17 protein-coding genes and 1 pseudogene are annotated in these 19,649 nt (G+C 67.3%); 12 read left to right on the top strand and 6 right to left on the bottom strand.

Annotation, left to right across the window (positions count from 1 at the left end; all coding sequences use genetic code 11):
* Nucleotides 1-85: 85 nt before the first annotated feature.
* Genes AB7O82_RS27845 through AB7O82_RS27855 form a run of 3 tightly spaced genes read left to right on the top strand, consistent with a single transcriptional unit; the run spans nt 86 to nt 2,860 of the window.
* Nucleotides 86-1,450 carry a glutamate--cysteine ligase gene (locus tag AB7O82_RS27845; RefSeq protein ID WP_428549002.1) on the top strand — a complete coding sequence of 455 codons (1,365 nt, stop codon included), beginning with the start codon at nt 86-88 and terminating at the stop codon, nt 1,448-1,450.
* Between the two features lie 13 nt (nt 1,451-1,463).
* Nucleotides 1,464-2,318 (top strand): hypothetical protein, encoded by an 855-nt coding sequence (locus AB7O82_RS27850; RefSeq protein ID WP_428548999.1) that lies wholly within the window; start codon nt 1,464-1,466, stop codon nt 2,316-2,318.
* Nucleotides 2,315-2,860, top strand: coding sequence for a hypothetical protein (locus AB7O82_RS27855; protein WP_428620702.1), 546 nt, complete (start codon nt 2,315-2,317; stop codon nt 2,858-2,860). Before AB7O82_RS27850 ends, AB7O82_RS27855 begins: the two co-directional genes overlap by 4 nt.
* Before the next feature lie 251 nt (nt 2,861-3,111).
* Here the strand turns inward: AB7O82_RS27855 and AB7O82_RS27860 are convergent, their stop codons facing one another.
* A complete protein-coding gene (locus AB7O82_RS27860) occupies nt 3,112-3,882 on the bottom strand; it encodes an amidohydrolase family protein (protein WP_428620704.1) in 771 nt (256 codons plus the stop codon).
* The gene (locus AB7O82_RS27865) at nt 3,879-4,166 is read right to left on the bottom strand and encodes a hypothetical protein (RefSeq protein ID WP_428548990.1); all 288 of its coding nucleotides are present in this window, start codon (nt 4,164-4,166) and stop codon (nt 3,879-3,881) included. The genes AB7O82_RS27860 and AB7O82_RS27865 overlap by 4 nt, the downstream gene beginning before the upstream one ends.
* A 415-nt stretch (nt 4,167-4,581) precedes the next feature.
* Here AB7O82_RS27865 and AB7O82_RS27870 point away from each other — a divergent pair, with 415 nt between their 5' ends.
* The 6 genes and pseudogenes from AB7O82_RS27870 (at nt 4,582) to AB7O82_RS27895 (ending at nt 9,383) form a co-directional block, all read left to right on the top strand.
* On the top strand, nt 4,582-5,196 hold the full coding sequence (locus AB7O82_RS27870) for a TetR/AcrR family transcriptional regulator (protein WP_428548987.1): 615 nt from the start codon (nt 4,582-4,584) through the stop codon (nt 5,194-5,196).
* The gene (locus tag AB7O82_RS27875) at nt 5,193-6,914 is read left to right on the top strand and encodes an acyl-CoA dehydrogenase family protein (RefSeq protein ID WP_428548984.1); all 1,722 of its coding nucleotides are present in this window, start codon (nt 5,193-5,195) and stop codon (nt 6,912-6,914) included. Before AB7O82_RS27870 ends, AB7O82_RS27875 begins: the two co-directional genes overlap by 4 nt.
* Nucleotides 6,907-7,659, top strand: coding sequence for a glucose 1-dehydrogenase (locus AB7O82_RS27880; protein WP_428548981.1), 753 nt, complete (start codon nt 6,907-6,909; stop codon nt 7,657-7,659). The genes AB7O82_RS27875 and AB7O82_RS27880 overlap by 8 nt, the downstream gene beginning before the upstream one ends.
* Nucleotides 7,660-7,673: 14 nt before the next feature.
* Nucleotides 7,674-8,576, top strand: coding sequence for a hypothetical protein (locus tag AB7O82_RS27885; RefSeq protein WP_428620706.1), 903 nt, complete (start codon nt 7,674-7,676; stop codon nt 8,574-8,576).
* Nucleotides 8,577-8,593: 17 nt separating this feature from the next.
* A pseudogene (locus AB7O82_RS27890) lies at nt 8,594-8,716 on the top strand (cysteine synthase A); the annotation flags it as partial.
* A gap of 106 nt (nt 8,717-8,822) precedes the next feature.
* The gene (locus AB7O82_RS27895; RefSeq protein ID WP_428548975.1) at nt 8,823-9,383 is read left to right on the top strand and encodes a carboxymuconolactone decarboxylase family protein; all 561 of its coding nucleotides are present in this window, start codon (nt 8,823-8,825) and stop codon (nt 9,381-9,383) included.
* Between the two features lie 270 nt (nt 9,384-9,653).
* On the opposite strand, the gene AB7O82_RS27900 is transcribed toward AB7O82_RS27895, so the two are convergent.
* The gene (locus tag AB7O82_RS27900; protein ID WP_428620707.1) at nt 9,654-11,648 is read right to left on the bottom strand and encodes a tetratricopeptide repeat protein; all 1,995 of its coding nucleotides are present in this window, start codon (nt 11,646-11,648) and stop codon (nt 9,654-9,656) included.
* Nucleotides 11,649-11,844: 196 nt separating this feature from the next.
* On the opposite strand from AB7O82_RS27900, the gene AB7O82_RS27905 reads away from it, so the two are divergent.
* Nucleotides 11,845-12,765 carry a hypothetical protein gene (locus AB7O82_RS27905; RefSeq protein ID WP_428553159.1) on the top strand — a complete coding sequence of 307 codons (921 nt, stop codon included), beginning with the start codon at nt 11,845-11,847 and terminating at the stop codon, nt 12,763-12,765.
* Between the two features lie 59 nt (nt 12,766-12,824).
* Nucleotides 12,825-13,409, top strand: a complete 585-nt coding sequence (locus AB7O82_RS27910; RefSeq protein ID WP_428553162.1) for a hypothetical protein — start codon at nt 12,825-12,827, stop codon at nt 13,407-13,409.
* A 92-nt stretch (nt 13,410-13,501) separates the two neighbouring features.
* On the opposite strand, the gene AB7O82_RS27915 is transcribed toward AB7O82_RS27910, so the two are convergent.
* The 3 genes from AB7O82_RS27915 to AB7O82_RS27925 all read right to left on the bottom strand — a co-directional run bounded on the left by AB7O82_RS27915 (nt 13,502) and on the right by AB7O82_RS27925 (nt 17,896).
* Entirely contained in the window at nt 13,502-14,290 is a 789-nt protein-coding gene (locus AB7O82_RS27915) for an SDR family NAD(P)-dependent oxidoreductase (RefSeq protein WP_428553165.1), read from the bottom strand.
* A 626-nt stretch (nt 14,291-14,916) separates the two neighbouring features.
* Complete coding sequence (locus tag AB7O82_RS27920) at nt 14,917-16,260, bottom strand: ABC transporter substrate-binding protein (RefSeq protein ID WP_428553167.1); 1,344 nt, start codon at nt 16,258-16,260, stop codon at nt 14,917-14,919.
* Between the two features lie 331 nt (nt 16,261-16,591).
* Nucleotides 16,592-17,896, bottom strand: coding sequence for a tetratricopeptide repeat protein (locus AB7O82_RS27925; RefSeq protein ID WP_428553170.1), 1,305 nt, complete (start codon nt 17,894-17,896; stop codon nt 16,592-16,594).
* Nucleotides 17,897-18,335: 439 nt separating this feature from the next.
* Between AB7O82_RS27925 and AB7O82_RS27930 the strand changes: the two genes are divergently transcribed.
* Nucleotides 18,336-19,649, top strand: a complete 1,314-nt coding sequence (locus AB7O82_RS27930; RefSeq protein ID WP_428620708.1) for a CapA family protein — start codon at nt 18,336-18,338, stop codon at nt 19,647-19,649.

Below are 19,649 nucleotides of genomic sequence, written 5' to 3' on the forward strand. Positions count from 1 at the left end.
CGCGTGCTCGCGTGAGAAATGCTCATGCGGCCGCGCCGCTCCCGATCGGCACCCGGTTGTGGAGTGACGAGGGAGTCCTGAGCGCATGTCCGCACCTCCGTCTGGCGGCGGCACGCCGATCGAAAATCGGCGTCAGCTGATCGAATACTTCGCGGCCGGCAGCAAGCCGGCGACCGCCTGGCGCATGGGCACCGAGCACGAGAAGTTCGGATTCCATGCCGCAACCCTGAAGCCCCTCGCCTATGACGGTCCGGACGGCATCCGCGCCATGCTGGAAGGGCTGACCCGCTTCGGCTGGGAGCCGATGATCGAGGGCAACAACCCGATCGCGCTCACCCGCGGCAAGGCCAACATCACGCTCGAGCCGGGCGGCCAGTTCGAGCTCTCCGGTGCGCCGCTCGAGACCCTGCACGAGACGGCCGACGAGAACAGCCAGCACCTCGACGAGGTCAAGGCGGTCGCGGGCGAGATCGGCGCCGCCTTCATCGGCCTCGGCTTCGCGCCGGAATGGACGCGCGAGGACATGCACTGGATGCCCAAGGGGCGCTATCGCATCATGCGCGACTACATGCCCAAGAAGGGCAAGCTAGGCCTCGACATGATGCTGCGCACCTGCACGGTGCAGACCAATCTCGACTTCGGTTCCGAAGCCGACATGGTGAAGAAGTTCCGCGTCTCGCTGGCGCTGCAGCCGATCGCCACGGCACTGTTTGCCAACTCGCCCTTCAAGGAAGGCAAGCCGTCGGGCTTCAAGAGCTATCGCAGCCACATCTGGACCGACACCGATCCCGACCGCTGCGGCATGCTGCCCTTCGTGTTCGAGGACGGCTTCGGCTTCGAGCGCTACGCCGACTACATGCTCGACGTGCCGATGTACTTCGTCTACCGCGACGGCAAGTACATCGACGCCTCCGGCCAGAGCTTCCGCGACTTTCTCAAGGGCAGGCTGCCGGCGCGGCCGGGCGAGCTGCCGACGGTCAACGACTGGGCCGACCACGTCACCACGGCCTTCCCGGAAGTGCGGCTGAAGCGCTACCTCGAGATGCGCGGCGCCGATTCCGGTCCGCTGTCGGCGCTGAACGCATTGCCCGCGCTGTGGGTCGGCCTGCTCTACGACACGACGGCGCTGGACGCCGCCTGGGACCTGGTGAAGGACTGGACCACCGCCGATCACGACTTCCTGCGCGCCCAGACGCCACGCACCGGCCTGGCGACCCGCTTCCGCGATCGCAGCCTCGCCGAATGGGCGCGCGAGGTGGTCGAGATCGCCCATGCCGGCCTGCGCGCGCGCAAGCGGCTCGATGCGCACGGCAGCGACGAGACGATCTACCTGGCGCCGCTCGATCGCGCGGTGGCGTCGGGCCTGGCGCCGGCCGACGAGCTGCTGGCCAAGTGGGAGGGCGAATGGGGGCGTTCCTTCGCCCCGCTGTTCCGCGACCACGCCTACTGAGGTATCGTCGGTCATGCTCGACCGCTGCGACCGCGTGCAGCTTGCCGTCCACGACGCCGCCAAGGCGGCGCAACGCTTCGGCCTGCTGCTCGGCGCCGAGGTCGTGCGGCGCGACCACAGCCGCCATCTCGCCGCCCGCCGCACCATCCTCGCAGTCGGCGAAAGCGAGTTCGAGCTCTGCGAGCCCGACGGTGCGGGCCTCACGCAGAACTTCCTCGACCGACGCGGCGAGGGGCTGATGACGGCGGGCTACTGCACCGCCGACCTCGACGGCATGGTGAAGCGCTGGGAAGGGCTCGGCGTCGCCTACGACCGCGATGCCGGCCAGCTCTACCTCTCGGCCAGCGCGACCTTCGGCCTGCCCATGGTGATCTCGGAGAGCACCTACCGGCCGCGCGTCGGCCCGGTGTCGTTCCTCTACGAGACGACCAACACGCTGGCGAGCGACTGGCGGCGCGTCGCCGCCGCCTATGCCGGCCTGTTCGGCCTCGACCCGGCGCGCTTCAGCGAGATCGGCAGCCCGCGCTTCGGCTATGTCGGCACGCTCACCCTGTTCGATCCGCCCAACCGGCTCGACCGCATCGAGCTCAGCCAGGTGACGGACGAGGAGCACGCCATGGGGCGCTTTGTGAAGAAGCACGGCGATTCCCTCTACATGTGCTACGTCGAGGCGCACGACTGGCCGAATGTCCGCGGCCGTCTGCTCGAGGCGAACGCGCGCTACACGCCGCGCGGCGCCGATCCGGCGAGCGATCCCGACGGCGGCTGGGTTCATCCCCGGGAGCTGCACGGCCTGCTGCTCGGCATCTCGCGCACCGGGCTCGCCTGGGAATGGTCGGGTCGCGAGGACCTGGTGCCGAAGCCATGAAACGTCGACTGCTTGCGGGTGCGATCGCCATGGCGTCCCTGGTCTCCGGTGCCGGCCGGGCGCAACCCGCCGAATGGCAGACCATCGTCGGACGTGATTTGCGCTTTCGCGTCGAGATGCCGGCGCCGGCCACCGAGTCGAAGGCCGCGGAGAAGGAGAAGGGCCACGCGAGCGAACGCATCGGCTGGGCCTCCAAGCTCAACGGCGAGATGTTCGACTTCGACTATGTCGACTACCAGCCCGGCTGGTACTCCGAGCGCGACACCAAGGTGATGGCGCGCGAGCTCGGTCGCGGCGAGGCGGAGAAGGCGTTCCCGCGCGCCAGGTTCAAGTACGTGCGCGACGAGCCGGTCACCCTGCAGGGCTGGGACGGCTACGCCCTCGACATCGAGGACCAGGGGGGCGCCGTGGTCATGATGCGCACTTACATCGTCAAGGACCGCCTCTACCGCCTGCTCGTCACCGCCAAGAACGAGGACACCAACAAGGCCGCCGCGACGCGCTTTCTGGATTCGCTGAGACTGGCGCAGACGCGGCAGTAGGCGATTCCCCTCCCCAGCTGTGCTGGGGAGCTGTCCGCGCAATCGCGGACCTGCCTTCGCTGAAGCGAAGCCGCTTTGGCTTGCTTCGCGCAGGCAGGCGGAGGGGGCATGGTCTTCTGGACCGCGGGCGTCCCGCCCGCTCATGTTCATAGTCATGAGATCATGAGCGGGCGGGACGGTCCGTATGATTCATGAGGCCTCTGTCGCTATAGGACGGCGACACCTCCTCAGCAAAGCCGAGGAGGAACAGGTCACGGCGCAATCATCCGGTACACGCGCGCGGCGGTGCCGCTGTAGAGGGCGCGCTTGTCGTCGGCCGAGGCGCCGGACGTGATCCGCTTGAAGGCGTTCCACAGCTCGGTGTAACCGCACGATTGCTTATCGGGCGGGAAATTGCTCTCGAACATGCAGCGCGCAGGGCCGAAGGCCTCGATGCACGGCTCGACATAGGGCCGCCAGGTGTCGGCCAGCTCCTGCGAGCCGGGCGGCATGTCGCGCTCGTGGAAGCCGAAACCGAACGAGATCATGCCGAGCCCGCCGAGCTTGATGACGACGTTGGGGCAGCTCGCGAGCTCGCCGATGCTCTTGCGCCAGACCGGCATGATCTCGGCCGACTTGCCCGCATAGGGGCCGACGCCCAGCACGCCACCGACATGATCGACGATGATCGTGGTCTCGGGGAAGGCGCGCGCCAGGTCGACCAGGTCGGGCAGCTGCGGATGGAAGTGCCAGGAATCGAAGGTGAGGCCGAGCTTGCCGAGCTCGGCAAAGCCTTCGCGGAACTTGGGATCGAGCAGGCGGTGCTGCGGAATCGGTCGCGACACGTGCTTGCCGACGATGCTGGCATCCCACGAAGTGCCGTAGCGCACGCCACGGAAGCGGCCGCCGCCGGCCGCGATCTCGGCTTCCAGCACCTCGCGCACGCGCGCGCCCAGCATCAGGTCGGCCCAGCCGATGATCGCCTCGCACACCCGCGTCTTGCCGTACTGGCCCGACGCACTCTGCGCGGCGATGCCATTCACGAACTCGACTCGCCCACGGGACGCATCTCGACCGGTCCATCGGCGCGGAACATTGCCTGGCATTCGAGGAACACGGTGGAAACGATGTTGTGCCCGCCGCCCGTGTCGGCCAGCAGCTCGGGCAGGAAGTAGAGCCCGCGCACGTCGGTGTGCCAGAGATGGTGATGCGCATCGATGATCGGCAGCGCGGGCTCGAGCGCCGCTTCGCTCGGGCGCCGCGCCAGCCATTGCGCGAGATCAGCGTTGTTGCGGTGGATCGTCCCGCGATATTCCCCTTGGGCCATGGTCGTTTCCCCTGTTCTTGCAGGAGAGGAGCGTACGGCACGAGCGGAGTGCGGAGCCATGCGGATTTGTACCTGCCGGGCGGACGCGATCAGTGGCAGTTTCGATGCTCGGCTCGCCACCGCTGGCTAACACCGAGGTCCGCCATCCTGGTGGATTGCGAGCTCCGCCGGCCGAGCCCATTGAAATGGCTGCTGTACCAGCGCCGGTCGGGTCAATGGATTGCACGTCCCATGGGCGCCATCTATGGCGGAGGTTACTCCGCCACGGGTGACGTGCTCCCAGCGCACTCGTTGGAGGTGCTCGCGGTGGCATTCCCCACAAAGGAGAACGGACCAACGGCCGCACTTGACTCAAAAGATGAACTTGTATTCATTTCTTCAAATGAACCATGGTTCAGATCTTGGTGGAGGAGGCGTGGTCTATCGACACACCGAAAAAGCGACGCGGCGGCTGGCCGACAAGCGGGCGCGCATCCTGGCCGCCGCGCGCGAGCTCGTTGCCGACGCCGGCTGGCAGGCGGCCCAGGTCGACAATGTCGCAGCCCAGGCCGGCGTCGCGACGGGCACGGTCTATCGCCACTGGTCGTCGAAGGCCGAGCTCTGCGCCGAGCTCGTCGCCAGCGTTTCGGCGCGCGAGGTCGGGATCGTCCAGGCAGTGGCCGAGGCGGACGGCGCGCCGGCGGAGAAGCTCGAATCCGCGATCCGCACCTTCGCAGGCCGGGCGCTGCGTGGTCGGCGCCTCGCCTACGCGATGATCGCCGAGCCGGTCGATCCCGAGGTCGAGACGGTGCGTCTCGACTATCGCGCCCAGCTGGCGCACTGCTTCGAACGAATTCTGCGTCATGGCATCATGCGCGGCGCTTTCCCGCGCCTCGATCCCGCCGTCGCCGCCGCCTGCATCGTCGGCGCCTTCATGGAAGCGCTGGTCGGGCCGCTGGCGCCGGCCAAGGGCACCGGCGCGCGCGCCGATCGCCATCTCATCGACCAGATCAGTCAATTCTGCCTGCGCGCCGCGGAGGTCAAGACGTGACCACCTCAACGACGAGCGCGGCCGACCTGTTCGCCCGCCTGCCGCCGCTCGCGCCCGACGGCTACGCGACGCACGAGGTCATGAACCAGGCGACGCCCTTCACCGGCCACAACGCCTTCACCGGTGATCGCCTGCTCGTCGAGATAGCGGCACGGGACAAGCTCGGTTGGGCGCACTCGCTGCTTGCGGAAGCCGGCGCCGTCGTGGCGAGCGAACGCGTCGCCGATCTGGCGCGCGATGCCAACCGTCACACGCCGGATCTGCGCAGTCACGACCGCTTCGGCCATCGCCTCGACGAGATCGTCTTCCATCCGGCCTGGCACGAGCTGATGACTCTGGCGATCGGCCACGGCGCGCATGCGCTTGCCTGGACCGCCGGTCAGACCGGCGCGCACACGGCGCGCGGTATGCTCTCCTATCTCTGGAACCAGGGTGAGAGCGGCATCTGCTGCCCGCTCGGCATGACCTACTCGGCGGTGCCGGCGCTGCGCCTGCAGCCCGATCTCGCCACCGTGTGGGAGCCGTTCATCCTCTCGCAGCGCTATGATCCGGCGCCGGCCCCGATGCACCGCAAGTCCGGCGGCACCGTCGGCATGACGCTCACCGAGAAGCAGGCGGGATCGGACCTGCGCGCCACGCAGACGACAGCGCGGGCCGCCACCGTGCGCCGCGGGCCGGGCGAGGCCTATCTTATCGACGGCCACAAGTGGTTCTTCTCGGTGCCCCACAGCGACGTCTTCGTCACGCTGGCCCGCACCGACCGTGGCCTCTCCTGCTTCCTGCTGCCGGGCTGGCTGCCCGATGGCACGCGCAACCGCCTGCTGATCCAGCGCCTCAAGGACAAGTGCGGCAACCGCTCCAATGCCTCGGGCGAGATCGAGTATCGCGGCGCGCTCGCCTGGCTGGTCGGTGAGGAGGGCCAGGGCATCAAGGCGGCGCTCGCGATGACCCATCTGACGCGACTGGATTTTGCCATCGGTTCGGCCGGGCTGATGCGGCGTGCCGTGTCGGAAGCGATTCATCACGTGACGGCGCGCCGCGCCTTCCAGCGTCGCCTGATCGACCTGCCGCTGATGGAGAACGTGGTCGCCGACCTCGCGCTCGAGGTTGAAGCCGCCACCTTGCTCGCGTTCCGGCTGGCGCGCGCCGTCGACGACGAGGCGGCGGGAGACGCTTCGGCGGGCTTGCTGGTACGCCTCGGCACGCCCGTCGCGAAATACTGGAACTGCAAGCGTGTCGTCGGCGTCGTGCACGAGGCGCTGGAATGCCATGGCGGCAACGGCTTCGTCGAGGAAGGACCGATTGCGCGGCTCTATCGCGAGGCGCCGCTCAACGGTATCTGGGAGGGCAGCGGCAACATCATCGCCCTCGACGTGCTGCGGGCGCTTGTGCGCACACCCGACACTGGCGCGGCCTTTCTCGACGAGGTGCGCCGCGCTCGCGGCGGCGACCGGCGGCTCGACGACATGACCAGGCAGCTCGAGGGCGAGCTTGCCGGCGCCGGGGAGCATGAGGCGCAGGCGCGCCGCATCGCCGAGCGTCTGGCGCTCTGCCTGCAGGCGAGCCTGGTCGTGCAGCACTCGCCCTCGGCGGTTGCCGATGCTTTCTGCACTACCCGCCTGACAGGCGACGGCGTCGCCGCGTTCGGCTGCCTGCCCGGCGGCCACGATCGGCGTGCCATCGTCGAGCGCGCACGCAACGAGAGCCGCCATGCGTGACTTCGATGGCAAGGTCGTGCTGGTGACCGGCGGCGCGACCGGCATCGGGCGCGCCGCCGCAATCGCCTTCGCCCGCCGCGGCGCCGAGGTCGTGATCGCCGGCCGTCGGCGCAGCGAGGGCGACAGGGCCGTCGCGGACCTCGCCGAAGCCGGTGGGCGCGGCCGCTTCATCGCCACCGACGTCACCCGGCCCGACGACCTCGCCGAGCTGCATCGCCTCATCTTCGCCGAGCACGGTCGGCTCGACGTCGCCTTCAACAATGCCGGCTATCAGGAGCCGCGCGCACCGGTGGCGGAGCAGGATGCTGCGCTCTACGACCGCGTGTTCGACACCAACGTGCGCTCGGTCTATCTCTGTCTGCAGCATCAGGTCAGGCACATGGCCGCGCGCGGCTGCGGCGCCATCGTCGTCAACGCCTCGGTGAGCGGCCTGCGAAATCCCAACCCAGGCCTCGCGCTCTACTCGGCATCGAAAGCCGCCGTGATCTCGCTTACCCGCTCCGCCGCGATGGAGTACGCGCAGAGGGGCGTGCGCATCAACGCAGTGGCGCCGGGCCGCGTCGTCACGGACATGATGCTGGCCTCCGGAATCATGGACATGTCGGCCGTCGCGGCCGGCCTGCCATTGCGCCGCATGGGCCGGCCGGAGGAGGTCGCCGAAGCGGTGGTGTGGCTCGCCTCCGATGCCGCCGCTTTCGTCGTCGGCCACGTGCTCGCCACCGACGGCGGCTTCATGGCGCTGTGACGGGAGGACTCGCCATGTCGAACCACGCCGAACGCGCCCGCTACGTGCCGGTCGAGCAGGGCTTCAACATCGCAAGGCCGGCGCTCGAGCCGCAGGCCTTCGTCGCCGAAGCGGCCCGCGCCTTCGCCACAGGTACGCCGACCGGCTTCATCGTCCTCGACCTGTCGTCTGTGCTGGGCACTGGCCAGCCGGCGACGACGCCCTTCATGCTGGCGCGGTATGCCCGCATCCGCCGTGGCGAGACGCTCTCCTGCCGGCTCGCCGCCAGCGGCGAGATCTGGGCCGTGCTGCAGGGGAGCGGCATGCTCGCGCGCGCTGCCGAGAGGCTTTCCTGGCAGTCAGGCGACATGCTCGCCCTGCCCGGCGGTGTCGCGTCGACCTGGCGGGCCAGCGACGATGCCGTACTGTGGCTGGTGACCGACGAACCGATGCTCGCCTTCCTGGGTGTCCGGTCCGAAGCGGCCGAGCACGCACCCATCGAGACGACGCTGTATCGCCGCGACGCCATCGCCCGCGAGCTGCGAGCGCTCTACCGCCGGCCGATGGCGCCCGACACGCCGGGACGTGCGCTGTTCATGGCGAGCGCCCGCGCCGAGCGGCAGGGCACCTGCCTGCCGGCAATGACGCTCACCCTCAATGCCGTGCGCCCCGGCGAGGCACAGCGTCCGCACCGGCACAATGCCGCCGCTCTCGTGCTTGCCCTGCGCGAGGCGCGCTGCGCCTCGACGATCGGCGGACAGAGATTTCCGTGGACCGAGAACGTCACGCTACTGACGCCGGCCGGGGCACCGCACGACCATCGCAATGCGCCCAGGATTGACGGTGAGGTCGAGGATCGCGACATCGCCCTGGCGCTGATCGTGCAGGATGGCGGCCTCTACTATCACGGCCGCACGATGGGCTTCAGCTTCGCCTGACAGGGAACGGGATTGTTCTTGGATCCGGCAAGACCATCGTCACCGTCCTGGCCGGCGGCGGCCAGCGCTATCAGTCGAAGCTCTTCAATCCGGAATTCCTGCGCAAGAGGACCCTGCCGCTGCCGTCCTGGATGAGTTGATGCCGGTGGCCGATCGGGCTCTCTCGCCGGCGGGACCGGGTTGACAGCATCGCCAGCCCATCGCCCGATGCCTGCGTGGTGCCACGACAGGAAAGGAAGAGGGAAGATGTCCGAGACGCCGACCTTCGGCCGGTACGCCGAAATACCGTACGACAAGATGACCGCGGAACAGCAGGCGGGCTACAATGCGATGATCGAGGCGCGCGGCCGCTTGCCGGGTCCGACCAAGATATGGGTGCACAACCCGAAGCTCGCCAAGGTCGCCGGCCCGTTCGGCGCGCACTTTCAGCCCGGGCAGTACTCGCTGAGCCAACGCGAGCGCGAGATTGCCGTCTGTGTCATCACCAGCCACTGGCGTTCGGCCTATCCGACGGCGGCACACGAACGGCTGGCCAAGCAGGCCGGGCTGCCGGCCGCCAAGGTCGAGGCGATCCTGGGCGGCTTGCCGACTGCTTTCGACGACGAACGCGAGCAGGTCGTCTACGAGATGGCAATGGTGCTGTCGCACGGGCGATGGGTTTCGCGCGGGCTCCACGAGCGTGCGGTCCAGGTGCTCGGGCATGTGGGCATCACTGACGTGATCACTCTGATGGGGCACTACACCAGCGTCGCGATGACGCTTGCCTTTTACGACGTTCCCGACGGGGCCACGGGGATGACGCGCTAGGCAGAGGAGCGAACGTCTAGGCGTCTTCCCCCGATGGGGGCGGCCCTGCAGGGGTGCGGCCGACGCCATCCGAGTCAGACGCCTAGGCGTCGGCTCTGGTGCGAAATAGCGTCGGCCCAGCGGGGTGATGCAGGGCCGACGTAAGTCATCCATGAACGATAGGAAAAACAATGGGGAGAGCCGATTGGTTGCTGTCCGATTGCGGACCAATGCGCATCAATCGGGCCAGACCCGCTGCGTCCCAAGGGGGCCACCACGGCATGGGTTCGCCTAGGGCTTCAACCCCGCAATTTTCAGGGCCTCGAGGTAGCGCGCGACAAAGGTCTTGTCCGAGAAGTGGCCGAATTCATGCTGCGCGGTATGAAGGGAATAGGCCGGCCGGCGCAGGAGAAGCTGGTTAACCGCCTCGCTGGCCTTCTCGCGCTTGTTGGCCTCTCCGAGCACTGCCGCAAGAGTGAGCCACGGCCAATGAGTCGCGTTGGGCAGGCTCGCCGCCGCCAGTGCGCTGCGCTCGGCATCGGCCAGCCGGCCCAACGCAAAGTACGCCTCGGACTGATCGTGCAGGAAAGACCAGCGATGCGGATCATGTGGGCTGAGGTCGATGGCCGTGTCGAGAAGCCGGATCGCTTCCTTCGGCCGGCCGGCGTACCAAAGCGATTGACCGAGGCCGAAGAATGCTTGCGCGTGGCTCGGGTTGAGACCGACCGCCGCTTCGAGGCGGGGCATCGCGAGATCGAACTGACGCCTGAGGGCATGCACGCGGCCGAGAGAAAAATGGCCAAGGGAGTCCTTGGGATCGAGCTCGATGGCGCGACTGGCCGCAGCAGCGGCCTCGGTCAGAGCCCTCGGCCGGCTGTCGAAGGAGCCATACCAGTAATGCTGGATGTGGACGTAGGAAAGACGGGCATGACTGGCGGCAAATGTTGGGTCGAGCTCGACGGCCCGTTCGAAGTGCGCCTGTGCAGTCGCGAGGCCGGAACGCGTGAACCGGTACATCTCCCTGAGGCCCATGTGATACGACGCCGTGGCATCGAGAGGTTCGGGCTTGTCGCGTTGGGCACTTGCGATCTCGGCGGCTTCGACCTCTGCGCGCAGCACGGCGGCGATCCTGCGGGCGAGCTGGTCGTCGATGGCGAAGCTGCCATCGACCCGCTGGACGCACCTCTCCGTCCAGATCAGGCGCCCGTTGCTGCCCTCGACGAGCCGGACCGCGACGACGAGCGTTCCGTTGGCATGGCGGACGCTGCCCTGCACGAGATACTGGGCACCGACCCGCTCGGCGATCCGGCGCCATTCGAGAGAGAAGTTGGCGGCTCCGGCGACACCCGCGTCAGCCATCACCATCAAGTTGCGGTCGCGCGACAGGCTCGCCACGAGATCGTCTGAAATGGCCTCGGCAAGGTAGGGCAGCACGACGTCCGTGCCGATTGCGCGGATTGGCAGGATGGCGACCGACGATCGTCGCAGCGTCAAGGCTGCCTGGAAAGCCGTCGCCGGGCTGGTCCTGTCGGAGCGTTCGTCGAGGCTGCGATCGGCATCGGCGTCCACCGGGCCCTGCATCGATCGCCTGAGCTTGAGGAGCTGGCCCGTCGTTGCCACTCCGGCCTTGTCGAGGACGCGACGACCAAGGTCGCACTGCTCCTCGGCTTCGCGACGATGGCCCGCCGCCAACAGCAACCCCACGAGGTCAGCCCAGGCGTGCTCGTCATCGGCGCGCATCTCGAGCAGGGCACGGGCATGCGGCAATGCCACCTCGGGTTGGGCCCGAAGCTGCTCGACGAGGGCAGACAGGACCAGCGCCCGGGCAGCGCGCGTCTCCTCGCGTTGCGCGAGGCACCATGCCTGGAACTCGGCATTCTCGGGGAAATCGTGGCCTGCCAGGAATTCACCCCCGGACAGCGCGGCAAGCGCAATCAGCTGTTCTGTCGACGATGTCTCCGGGCCGGCTCTGGCGGCCCGACGCAATTCCAGGACGTCGACCCGGGCGCCGGCCGGATCGAACCGGACGGTTTCGCGATCGGCATGCAGCCGGGCCAGTCCAGGCTCCTCGACCAGTCGGCGGATCTTGCTGAGACTCCAGCGCAGGGCGCCGCGCGGATCGTCCGGGACGTCCCACAGCAGCGCGCTCAGCCGATCCCGCCTGTGGGGCCTGCCGGTGACCGCGAGATAGGCCAGCAAGGCTCGCGTCTTCCTTGACGGCGGCAGCGCGGCGCAGTCCTGGCCCCTTTCGACCCGGACCTCGCCGAGAAAGCGCAGGGACAGCATCGGGATCCCCTTGGGTCCATCGGCGCGGCGGCAACGCTCCGGATCGCCGAGTAGCAGGGGCAATCTATTGAATAGTCCTGCGCAATTCCACCGTCGCAGGCGCCGATACAACGCCTGCTCACACGGCAAATACCACGGCCGTGACCGACATTCGCTCCCACCGAGACTTGCGGTGACGACAGCAAGGAGACCAATCATGAATGCCATCAGTCACGAGTTCAGCTACGCCAAGGCCCTCGCCGCTTCGGAGCGGGTCAACTGGCGGGTCGAGGACATCATCGGCGGCGACCGCCGCCTCGATTTCAGCAAGCCCTTCATGCCGGAGGCGCTGGCCCGGACGGCCTCGCTCGACTTCCTCGATGCCGGGGCGAAGCTGACGCTCAACCACATCCGCGCCAACGGCTATCTCTATACGTTCGGCTTGGTGGAGGAATTCATCCTGCCGTTCGTTCTCGACCATGCCCGGCCGATGCTTGCGCAGGACGACGTGCGCACGCGCGCCCTCTTGCGCTTTGCCATGGAGGAGGCCAAGCACATCCACCTGTTCCGCACCTTCGAGCACGAGTTCGAGGCGGGCTTCGGTACCCGGTGCGAGATGATCGGACCAGCCGAGCAGGTCGCCGCCGCCGTGCTGGCGCACCATCCGCTGTCGGTTGCGTTGCTGATCCTGCAGGTCGAATGGATGACCCAGCGCCACTACCTGGACAGCATCCGCGACAACGCCGGCCTCGACGAGCAGTTCAAGAGCCTGCTGAGGCACCATTGGATGGAAGAGGCGCAGCACGCCCAGCTCGATACTCTCATGGTCGAGGCGATCGCGGCCGGCTGCAGCGCCGACGAGATCGACAAGGCAGTCGACGGCTATCTCGAGATAGGCGCCATGTTCGACGGCGCGTTCAAGCAACAGGCCACCTTCGATCTCGATGCATTGCAGGTCAAGACGGGCCTTCAGCTCGACGCGGCCCAATGCGAAAAGATCGCGGTCGTGCAGCACCAGGCGATGCGCTGGACCTATCTCGGGTCGGGAATCAGCCATCCGAACTTTCTGCGCAGCGTCGAGGCGTTGGCGCCCGCCCAGGCCGCCCGGCTGGCAGAGGTCGCCGGAGTGTTCAACTAGCCAGGCCGGAAATCCACGGAGTCGGATCGGCTCCATGGATAGGGCGGCTAGGCGAGGCGATGGGCCAGACCGCGTTGGCCTGCCCGGATCGCTCCGCCCTCGAATGCCTCGCGGTGCCGGTTGCACTGTCGGGCGATCGATCGCGAGACGCTGCCGACGGCTGTCGGCAGCGTCGACATGACAAGACGATGTCGCCGGCGTCATCGATCGGGTCGACGAGGATCGACCCTGCGGCGACCCGTTCGAGGCCAACGAAGGGCAAGGAATGCGGGACCATGGCAACGACGCCAAGAGACAGCAAAGTGCAGGAGAAGACCGAGGTGCTGGACGGCGAGTGCCTGCGCGCCCTGGGTCATCCGAACGATCACGCGATCAGGCAGGAGCTGTTGAGCGCCCTGGAAGGGGACGATTCCATCCATCCGGGGCATGCCGGCTCGTGGCTTCGCGACCGGCCCGAGCAGGTTCGAGATCATTTCGCCGTTCTTTCGAGCGTTGTCCACGCGGATACGAGCAATCCCGACACCGAGGCTCGCTCGCTTTGTCATGGCATCCAGAGCCTCTACCGGGGATTGGCGGCGCGGGTTCAGGTCCTGGCCGCGTGCCGCGGCAAACGTGGGCATGGTCCGGACCAAGGGAAGCCCTGAATCATTGAGCGCGCTCTCGCTCGTTTGACCAGGGGCGGATCAAGCCGGCGCAAGCGGTGTTCAGCAGCTGCCGTTGGTATCACCCATCGCATTCACTGGTTCCGCCGCTCGCCGCGCAATGTCGGCAAGCCGACGCCGGCGGCGTCGAAGCCGCCATCGACGGCCAGCACTTGGCCGGTGATGTAGCTCGCCTGGTCACCACACAGGAAGCAGACCGCGTTGGCGAGCTCCGACTCGAGGCCATAGCGGTTGAGCGGGATATGGTCGTGATAGTCGGCTCGGATCGCAGGAGTATGCACAGCCTTGGCCATGGCGGTGTCGACCGGCCCCGGCGCCACGGCATTCACCCGGATGCCATACTGCGCCAGCTCGGCTGCCTGCTGCTTGGTGAGATGCGCCAGCCCGGCCTTGCTGGTTCCATAGGCGACGCGCAGCGTAGAGGCGCGCAAGCCCGAGATCGAGGTGATGTTGACGATGGCGCCGCTGCCCTGGTCGCGCATGATCGGCGCCACCGCTTGCGTCATCAGGAAGGGGCCCGTGAGATTGACCGCCAGGACGCGCTGCCACTCCTCCAGCGTCACGTCCAGCATCGGCTTGAACACGGCGATGCCGGCGTTGTTGACCAGGGCATCGATGCGGCCGAACTGTCTGTGGGCGTTTTGCACGGCGGCCTGAACCGCGGCGGGATCTGAGACGTCGGCCTCGAGCGCCAGGGCGGCATCCGCGCAGTCCAGGGACCTGACGGCGGCGCGCAGGGTGTCGCCCAGGATGTCGAGCATGGCGACTTGCCAGCCGACTTCCAGGAAGCGGCTCGCCGCCGCCAAGCCGATGCCGCGTGCCGCGCCCGTGACGAGCGCCACCTTTTTCAGCCCAGACGCCATGACGAGATTCTCCCTGCAACGAATGATCAGGACAGTGCCAACGCGGCGTCGACCTTTATGCCATTCAATTGGCTGCACTGTCCGTCGATGCACGGTCGAACCAGCAACGTGGCGTGGCCTTTTCCGGCTTGCGCTGCAGGCTCCAGCTCTCGGCAAGAGAGAGGCAGCGAATATGTGGTTGCTTCATCGCTGCTCTTGAGCCGTCGCCGGCGGGCTCGCCGAGTTCGAGTTTGTTGGTGCTGAAGTAGCTGACTGCAAAGAAGAGCAGGGCGACCAGTACACCAGCATTCTCGCCAATTCCGGCTTCGTCGTCTTTCTGCCGCCGATGGATGCGTCGGTGGGACCGGCTTGACGCTGCGCTCCGGCAGCAGGTTCACCAGCCGGAGACGGTCTGCGGTGAGCCAACGTGCGGCGACATTGAATGTCGGTGGTTACCGGCCATCCGCATTCATCGGGGCGTCCCCTGGTTGGCCCGGCAGAACGATGCCGGGCCAACGACCTGGTTCAATTCGAAACGTCCGATCAATGCGTCGCCGGTGTTTCCACCGCGTCGCATCCCCGGTCAGGACCTGCAGAGCAGTTGTTTCGTCACAGGCCCTTGTTTCGTGCAGGTCGCGCCCGCGGGCTCAGGTTCGCATGTAGCCCTCGAGCTCGTTGGCCGCAAAGCCCAGCACCTTGTCCATCGGCTCGCCCTTGATGGCGTAGCGCACCACCATCTGGGTCTGCAGCCCGTGCCGATAGATCTGAACGGCGATTTTGTGTGGTGCGGGGGCAGCGGCAATGGACAGGATCTGGTGATTGAACGGGTTCGAGTAGTGATAGAGCGTGCCCTTGGGCGGCCCCTCCTCGGCCCACACTTTCAGGGTCTTCAGATTGGCGAACGCCGGATTGTCGTAGCCAGCGCTGGCCTTCACCATCGACTCGATCGCATCGGGTTGCGACAGGGCGGTCAGCAGGCTCTTGGCGGCGCTCTGGTTTTTGCCGAAGTTCCAGATTGCCCAGAACTGTGTCGTGAACGGTCCGTACCGTCCAGCGGGGCCGGCCGCCATGCCATGGTGCCATGTCTGTTCAGCAACATCGGGCTTGTCGCGCCGCGCCACCGCCCAGGCGCTGGGCGGATTCATGATCAGCGCCGTTTTGCCGGCGACGAACATCTTGTTATTGGTGGCGTCGTCCCAGGATGGCGCGTCGGCCGGAAGATAGGGGACGAGCTGCTTCCAATAATCGAGCGCCTTCTTGACGTTGTCGCTCTTGACCGTGATGTCACCCTTGGCGTTCACGAGCTCCGCCCCGAAGCTCTGGAAGATGGCGCCACAGGTGTCGACCGAATCGGCCGTCGTGCCGAGCCCGATGCCGAACGGGAAGCCCGCCTTGTGGCAGGCAGCCGCGGCCTTGAGAAAGGCGTCGAGCGTCCAGGCATCGGCCTTGGGCGGCGACCCGACCGGATACATGGCCTGGACGTCGATGCCGGCATGCTGTTTCAGGAGGTCGATGCGCGAGGTTGGCCCCTTGAACTGGGCCCCGGTGGTTGCCGGCACACCGAGCCACTTGCCGTCGATCTTGCCGAGGTACTGCGTGATCGCGCTGGCCTCGCCGTTCTGCTTGATCAGCGGCGCCATGATGTCGTCCACCGGCGCGAGCTGATCCGAATATCGCGCACAATCCCAGCTCCCGATCGCCAGGATGTCGTGTCCCGACCGTGCTTGCGCCTCGGCGGCCGCGGTCAGGATCAGCTTGTTGCCCTGCGACGTGATGAAGTCGATCTGCAGGTCGACTTTCTCCTTCTCCGCCCAGGCCTTAGCGGCTGCCTCGACGGCCTTGTTGGCGCCCGGCACCCAATGGTCCCAGAACCCGATCGTCATCTTGCCGGCGGCGTGGGCGCCCCGTACGAACGGCGCGGCCAGCAGGGCCGATGACAGAGCGGCCGTGCCGGCCACGAAACGACGACGATTGACCTTACTCCTAGCCATGAGCATTCCTCCTCCAAGCTGCCTTCCCGACAGGTCGTTTTTGGTGCTCGCGTTGCCCGCGATACGTGGCCCTCAGGCCTTGATTGGAAAGAAGCGTAAGCTACAAACCAGGCATCGAAAACTCGCCCGGCGATGCTCCATTAGAACCAGAAAGCGCCAGGCCACGCAACAATCCGGGCGAGAGAGGACCCATCCCATCGCCGAGCCAAATTCTCGGTTGTGAATCCGCTGCGCCGATCTCGTCGACGAAGGCGACGGGCGCGCAGCCCGATGGCGAGCCCTCGAGTGACTCGCCGAAGATCATGGCGCCGCTTCGGCGCCGCAACGCCAGTCAGTTCAACGTTTCAGCCCCCAGGACCGGAATGCCCGAAGCGCCGGGGCGTCGCGCGCCCAGCAGGCGCCGGGCCTCCTCCAGCCGGCCGGCATTGAGACAGGCCTTCAGCAAGGTGAACTCTATCAGATCGTGCTGCGCGCGACTGCCGCCAATGCGCTCGCTCTCGCCGGCAAGCGGCGCGAGCGCCTCGATTGCTGCGGAAAAATCTCCGCGTTCGAACGCCACGATGCCGCGCGACAGCGACGGCAGATAGGAGCCGGACGGATAGCGTCCCTCGCGCGCCAGCGCCTCCATCTGCCGGGCGCGGCTGTCGAGCGCGGCGTCGTCGCCCATCACTGCCTGCACCAGGATGACGTGCAGGTCGGCAAGACCGGCGCCCGGCCGCGGAAGCGCGCTGTTCCCGTACTCGTACAACGCACGCCAGGCGGCGGCGTCGCGCGGATGGCCGGCGAGCTCCGACCGCCACAAGAAAGCTGCGCCATCGGAAACGCGCTGCTGGGGACCGCCACTGTGCCGGTCGAGCGCGATGGCATCGCGATAGCGCCGCAACGCCTCGGGCCAATTGCCGGCCTGGAGCTCGCAAAGCGTGAGATGCCAGGTCAAATGGCCGTGGAAGAAACCTTCACGCGGATAGGTGGCAAGCCACGAGGAAAGGTAGGCGCGCGCCGTCTCCGGCTCGCCGCTCTCGTAGCAGATGTGAGCGAAGCCATGGGTGCCATGGGCGTTGTTCGGGTTGGCCGCCACGGATCGCTCGATCTTCGCTCGGGCCGTTGCGAGCTGCCCGTCCTCGGACAGCGCCATGGCGTGATAGGACGTGAACCAGTAATCGTCACCGTAGTGCGGGGCCAGGCTGTCCATCAGGGCCGCGATCTGGCGCTTCTGACCGATACGGCCCGAGCTGCCGATCAAGCCGTTGGGATTCGCGGCGCTGGCGACGATCAGGGCGTCGCGCGGCCACGCTGCCAGGTGGGCCTGCAGGGCGGCGATCGCCGCCTCGGTCCGCCCGGCGAAAACGAGATCGAAGAAGGCAACGTGACTGGCCTCGCGCTCCGACACATCCGAAGTCAGGTCCTTGGCTGTCGCCAGGGCAGCCCGTGCAGCCGCAACGTCGCCCTGTCTCATCAGGAGTTGAGCCTTGCCGGCGTGGGCCAGGGCAAAGCCGGGATCGGCGGCGATCGCGCGGTCGTAAGCCTCTGCCGCACCCGGATAAAAGGTCAGTGCCAGGCCGGAGGCCTCGACGTAGGCGTCGCGCGCGGCGGCCGACGCCGTCGTCAAGGAAAGGTCGTAGAGATCGCTCAGCATGACATCCTCCACCGCCTCTTTCGTACAAAGCCGAGCCCCTCGAGCGACGAGGTGTCCGCACCGCATGGAACTCGATCCTTTCGTGCTCCACGGAACATGAAGCACAGGCAATGCCGCGTCATCGCTTTTGTCGATCCGCACTCGCTCCAGGGCATGGACATCCTTCTTGTTCCTCCTGTGAAGACCGGGGCGGGTACCGCCCCGATATTCACGGCATCGTGGGCCGCGCCGGGGCGTGCTGGGTGTCTCCTATGAATATCGGGGCGGTACCGCCCCCGACTACGGGGGAGGACCGGCGATGTGTCCATTCCCTGGTCCACACGCTGCCGTGGCCGCCGCAAGTGCGCGTTTCCCGGTCCGTCGAGGAGGATCGGCGAAGGCCGCCGGGATCGTCCCTGCCGATTTGACTCCGTCATTTGCGCCCCGGCACAGTGGCTGCATGACCCTTTCCCTTCTGCTTACCGGCGATTCGATCCTGCAGCGCCGATTGAACAGCCGCGACGACGCCGAGCTGCGGCCGCTGTTCGAGAAGGTGCGCGCCGCCGACGTCGCCTTCACCAATCTTGAGGGGCTCGCCAACGATTATCGCGGCGATCCCGCGCTCGAGAGCGGAGGATCGCATTTCGGTGCGCCGGCGTGGGTACTCGACGAGCTGGTCGCGGCAGGCTTCGATCTCTTCGCGACCGCCACGAATCATGCGCTCGACTACTCGATCTCGGGCCTCGTTCACACGATCGAGGCGCTCGAGGCGCGCGGGCTCTCCTTCGCGGGCGTCGGCCGCAATCTCGAGGATGCGCGCCGGCCGTGTTATCACACCGCGCCCGCCGGCACGGTGGCGATGATTTCCTGCTGCTCGACCTTCGCCAAGGGCAACGAAGCGGGCGCCCAGCGACCCGACCTGCCGGGGCGCCCCGGCCTCAACCCGCTGCATGTCGAGACGGTACACGAGGTCACCGAGCAGCAGCTGGCGATGCTGCGCGAGGTCGCGGACCAACTCGGCCTCGAGGCCGAGCGCCAGCAGAAGATCAAGACCGGCTTCGCCTTCCCGCTCGCCGACCCCGCTCTGTTCCCGCTCGGCGAGCTCAAGTTCAGGTCTGCCAACCGGGCGCAGGTGCGCACGACGCCCAACGGCAAGGACGTCGCCGCCATGGTGCGCTGGGTCCAGGAGGCGCGCGGGCTCGCGGACCTCGTGCTGGTGAGCTTGCATGCGCACGAGCAGCTCGGAGCCAAGGACGTGCCGGCCGAGTTCATCGGCGCCTTCGCGCGCGAGATGATCGACGCCGGCGCCGATCTCGTGGTCGGTCACGGCCCGCATCTGCTGCGCGGGCTCGAGCTCTACAAGGGCAGGCCGATCTTCTACAGCCTCGGCAACTTCATCGGCCAGAACGAGCTGGTGGCCAGGATTCCGGCCGACGGCTACGAGCGCTTCCGTGCCGATCCCGATCTGACGCCGGGACAGGTCTATCAGAAGCGCACGCAGGGCGATAAGGCGGGCTTTCCGGCCGACCGCCGCTACTGGGAGTCGATCGTGCCCACGCTCAGCTACCAGGGTGGCCCCGACGGACGACTGACGTTGAGCTCGATCGAGCTGACGCCGATCTCACTCGGCTGGCAGGAAGGCCGCCATCGTCGCGGCCGTCCACGCCTCGCCGATGGGGAGGAGGGAAGCGCCATCCTTCAGCGCTTCGGCGAGCTCTCGCGGCCATTCGGCACCGAGCTTCGCGACGGAGGGCGGTCGGTCCGGCTGGATTAG

The organism is Reyranella sp. (assembly GCF_050185545.1).
In the GTDB taxonomy this organism is placed as follows: domain Bacteria; phylum Pseudomonadota; class Alphaproteobacteria; order Reyranellales; family Reyranellaceae; genus Reyranella.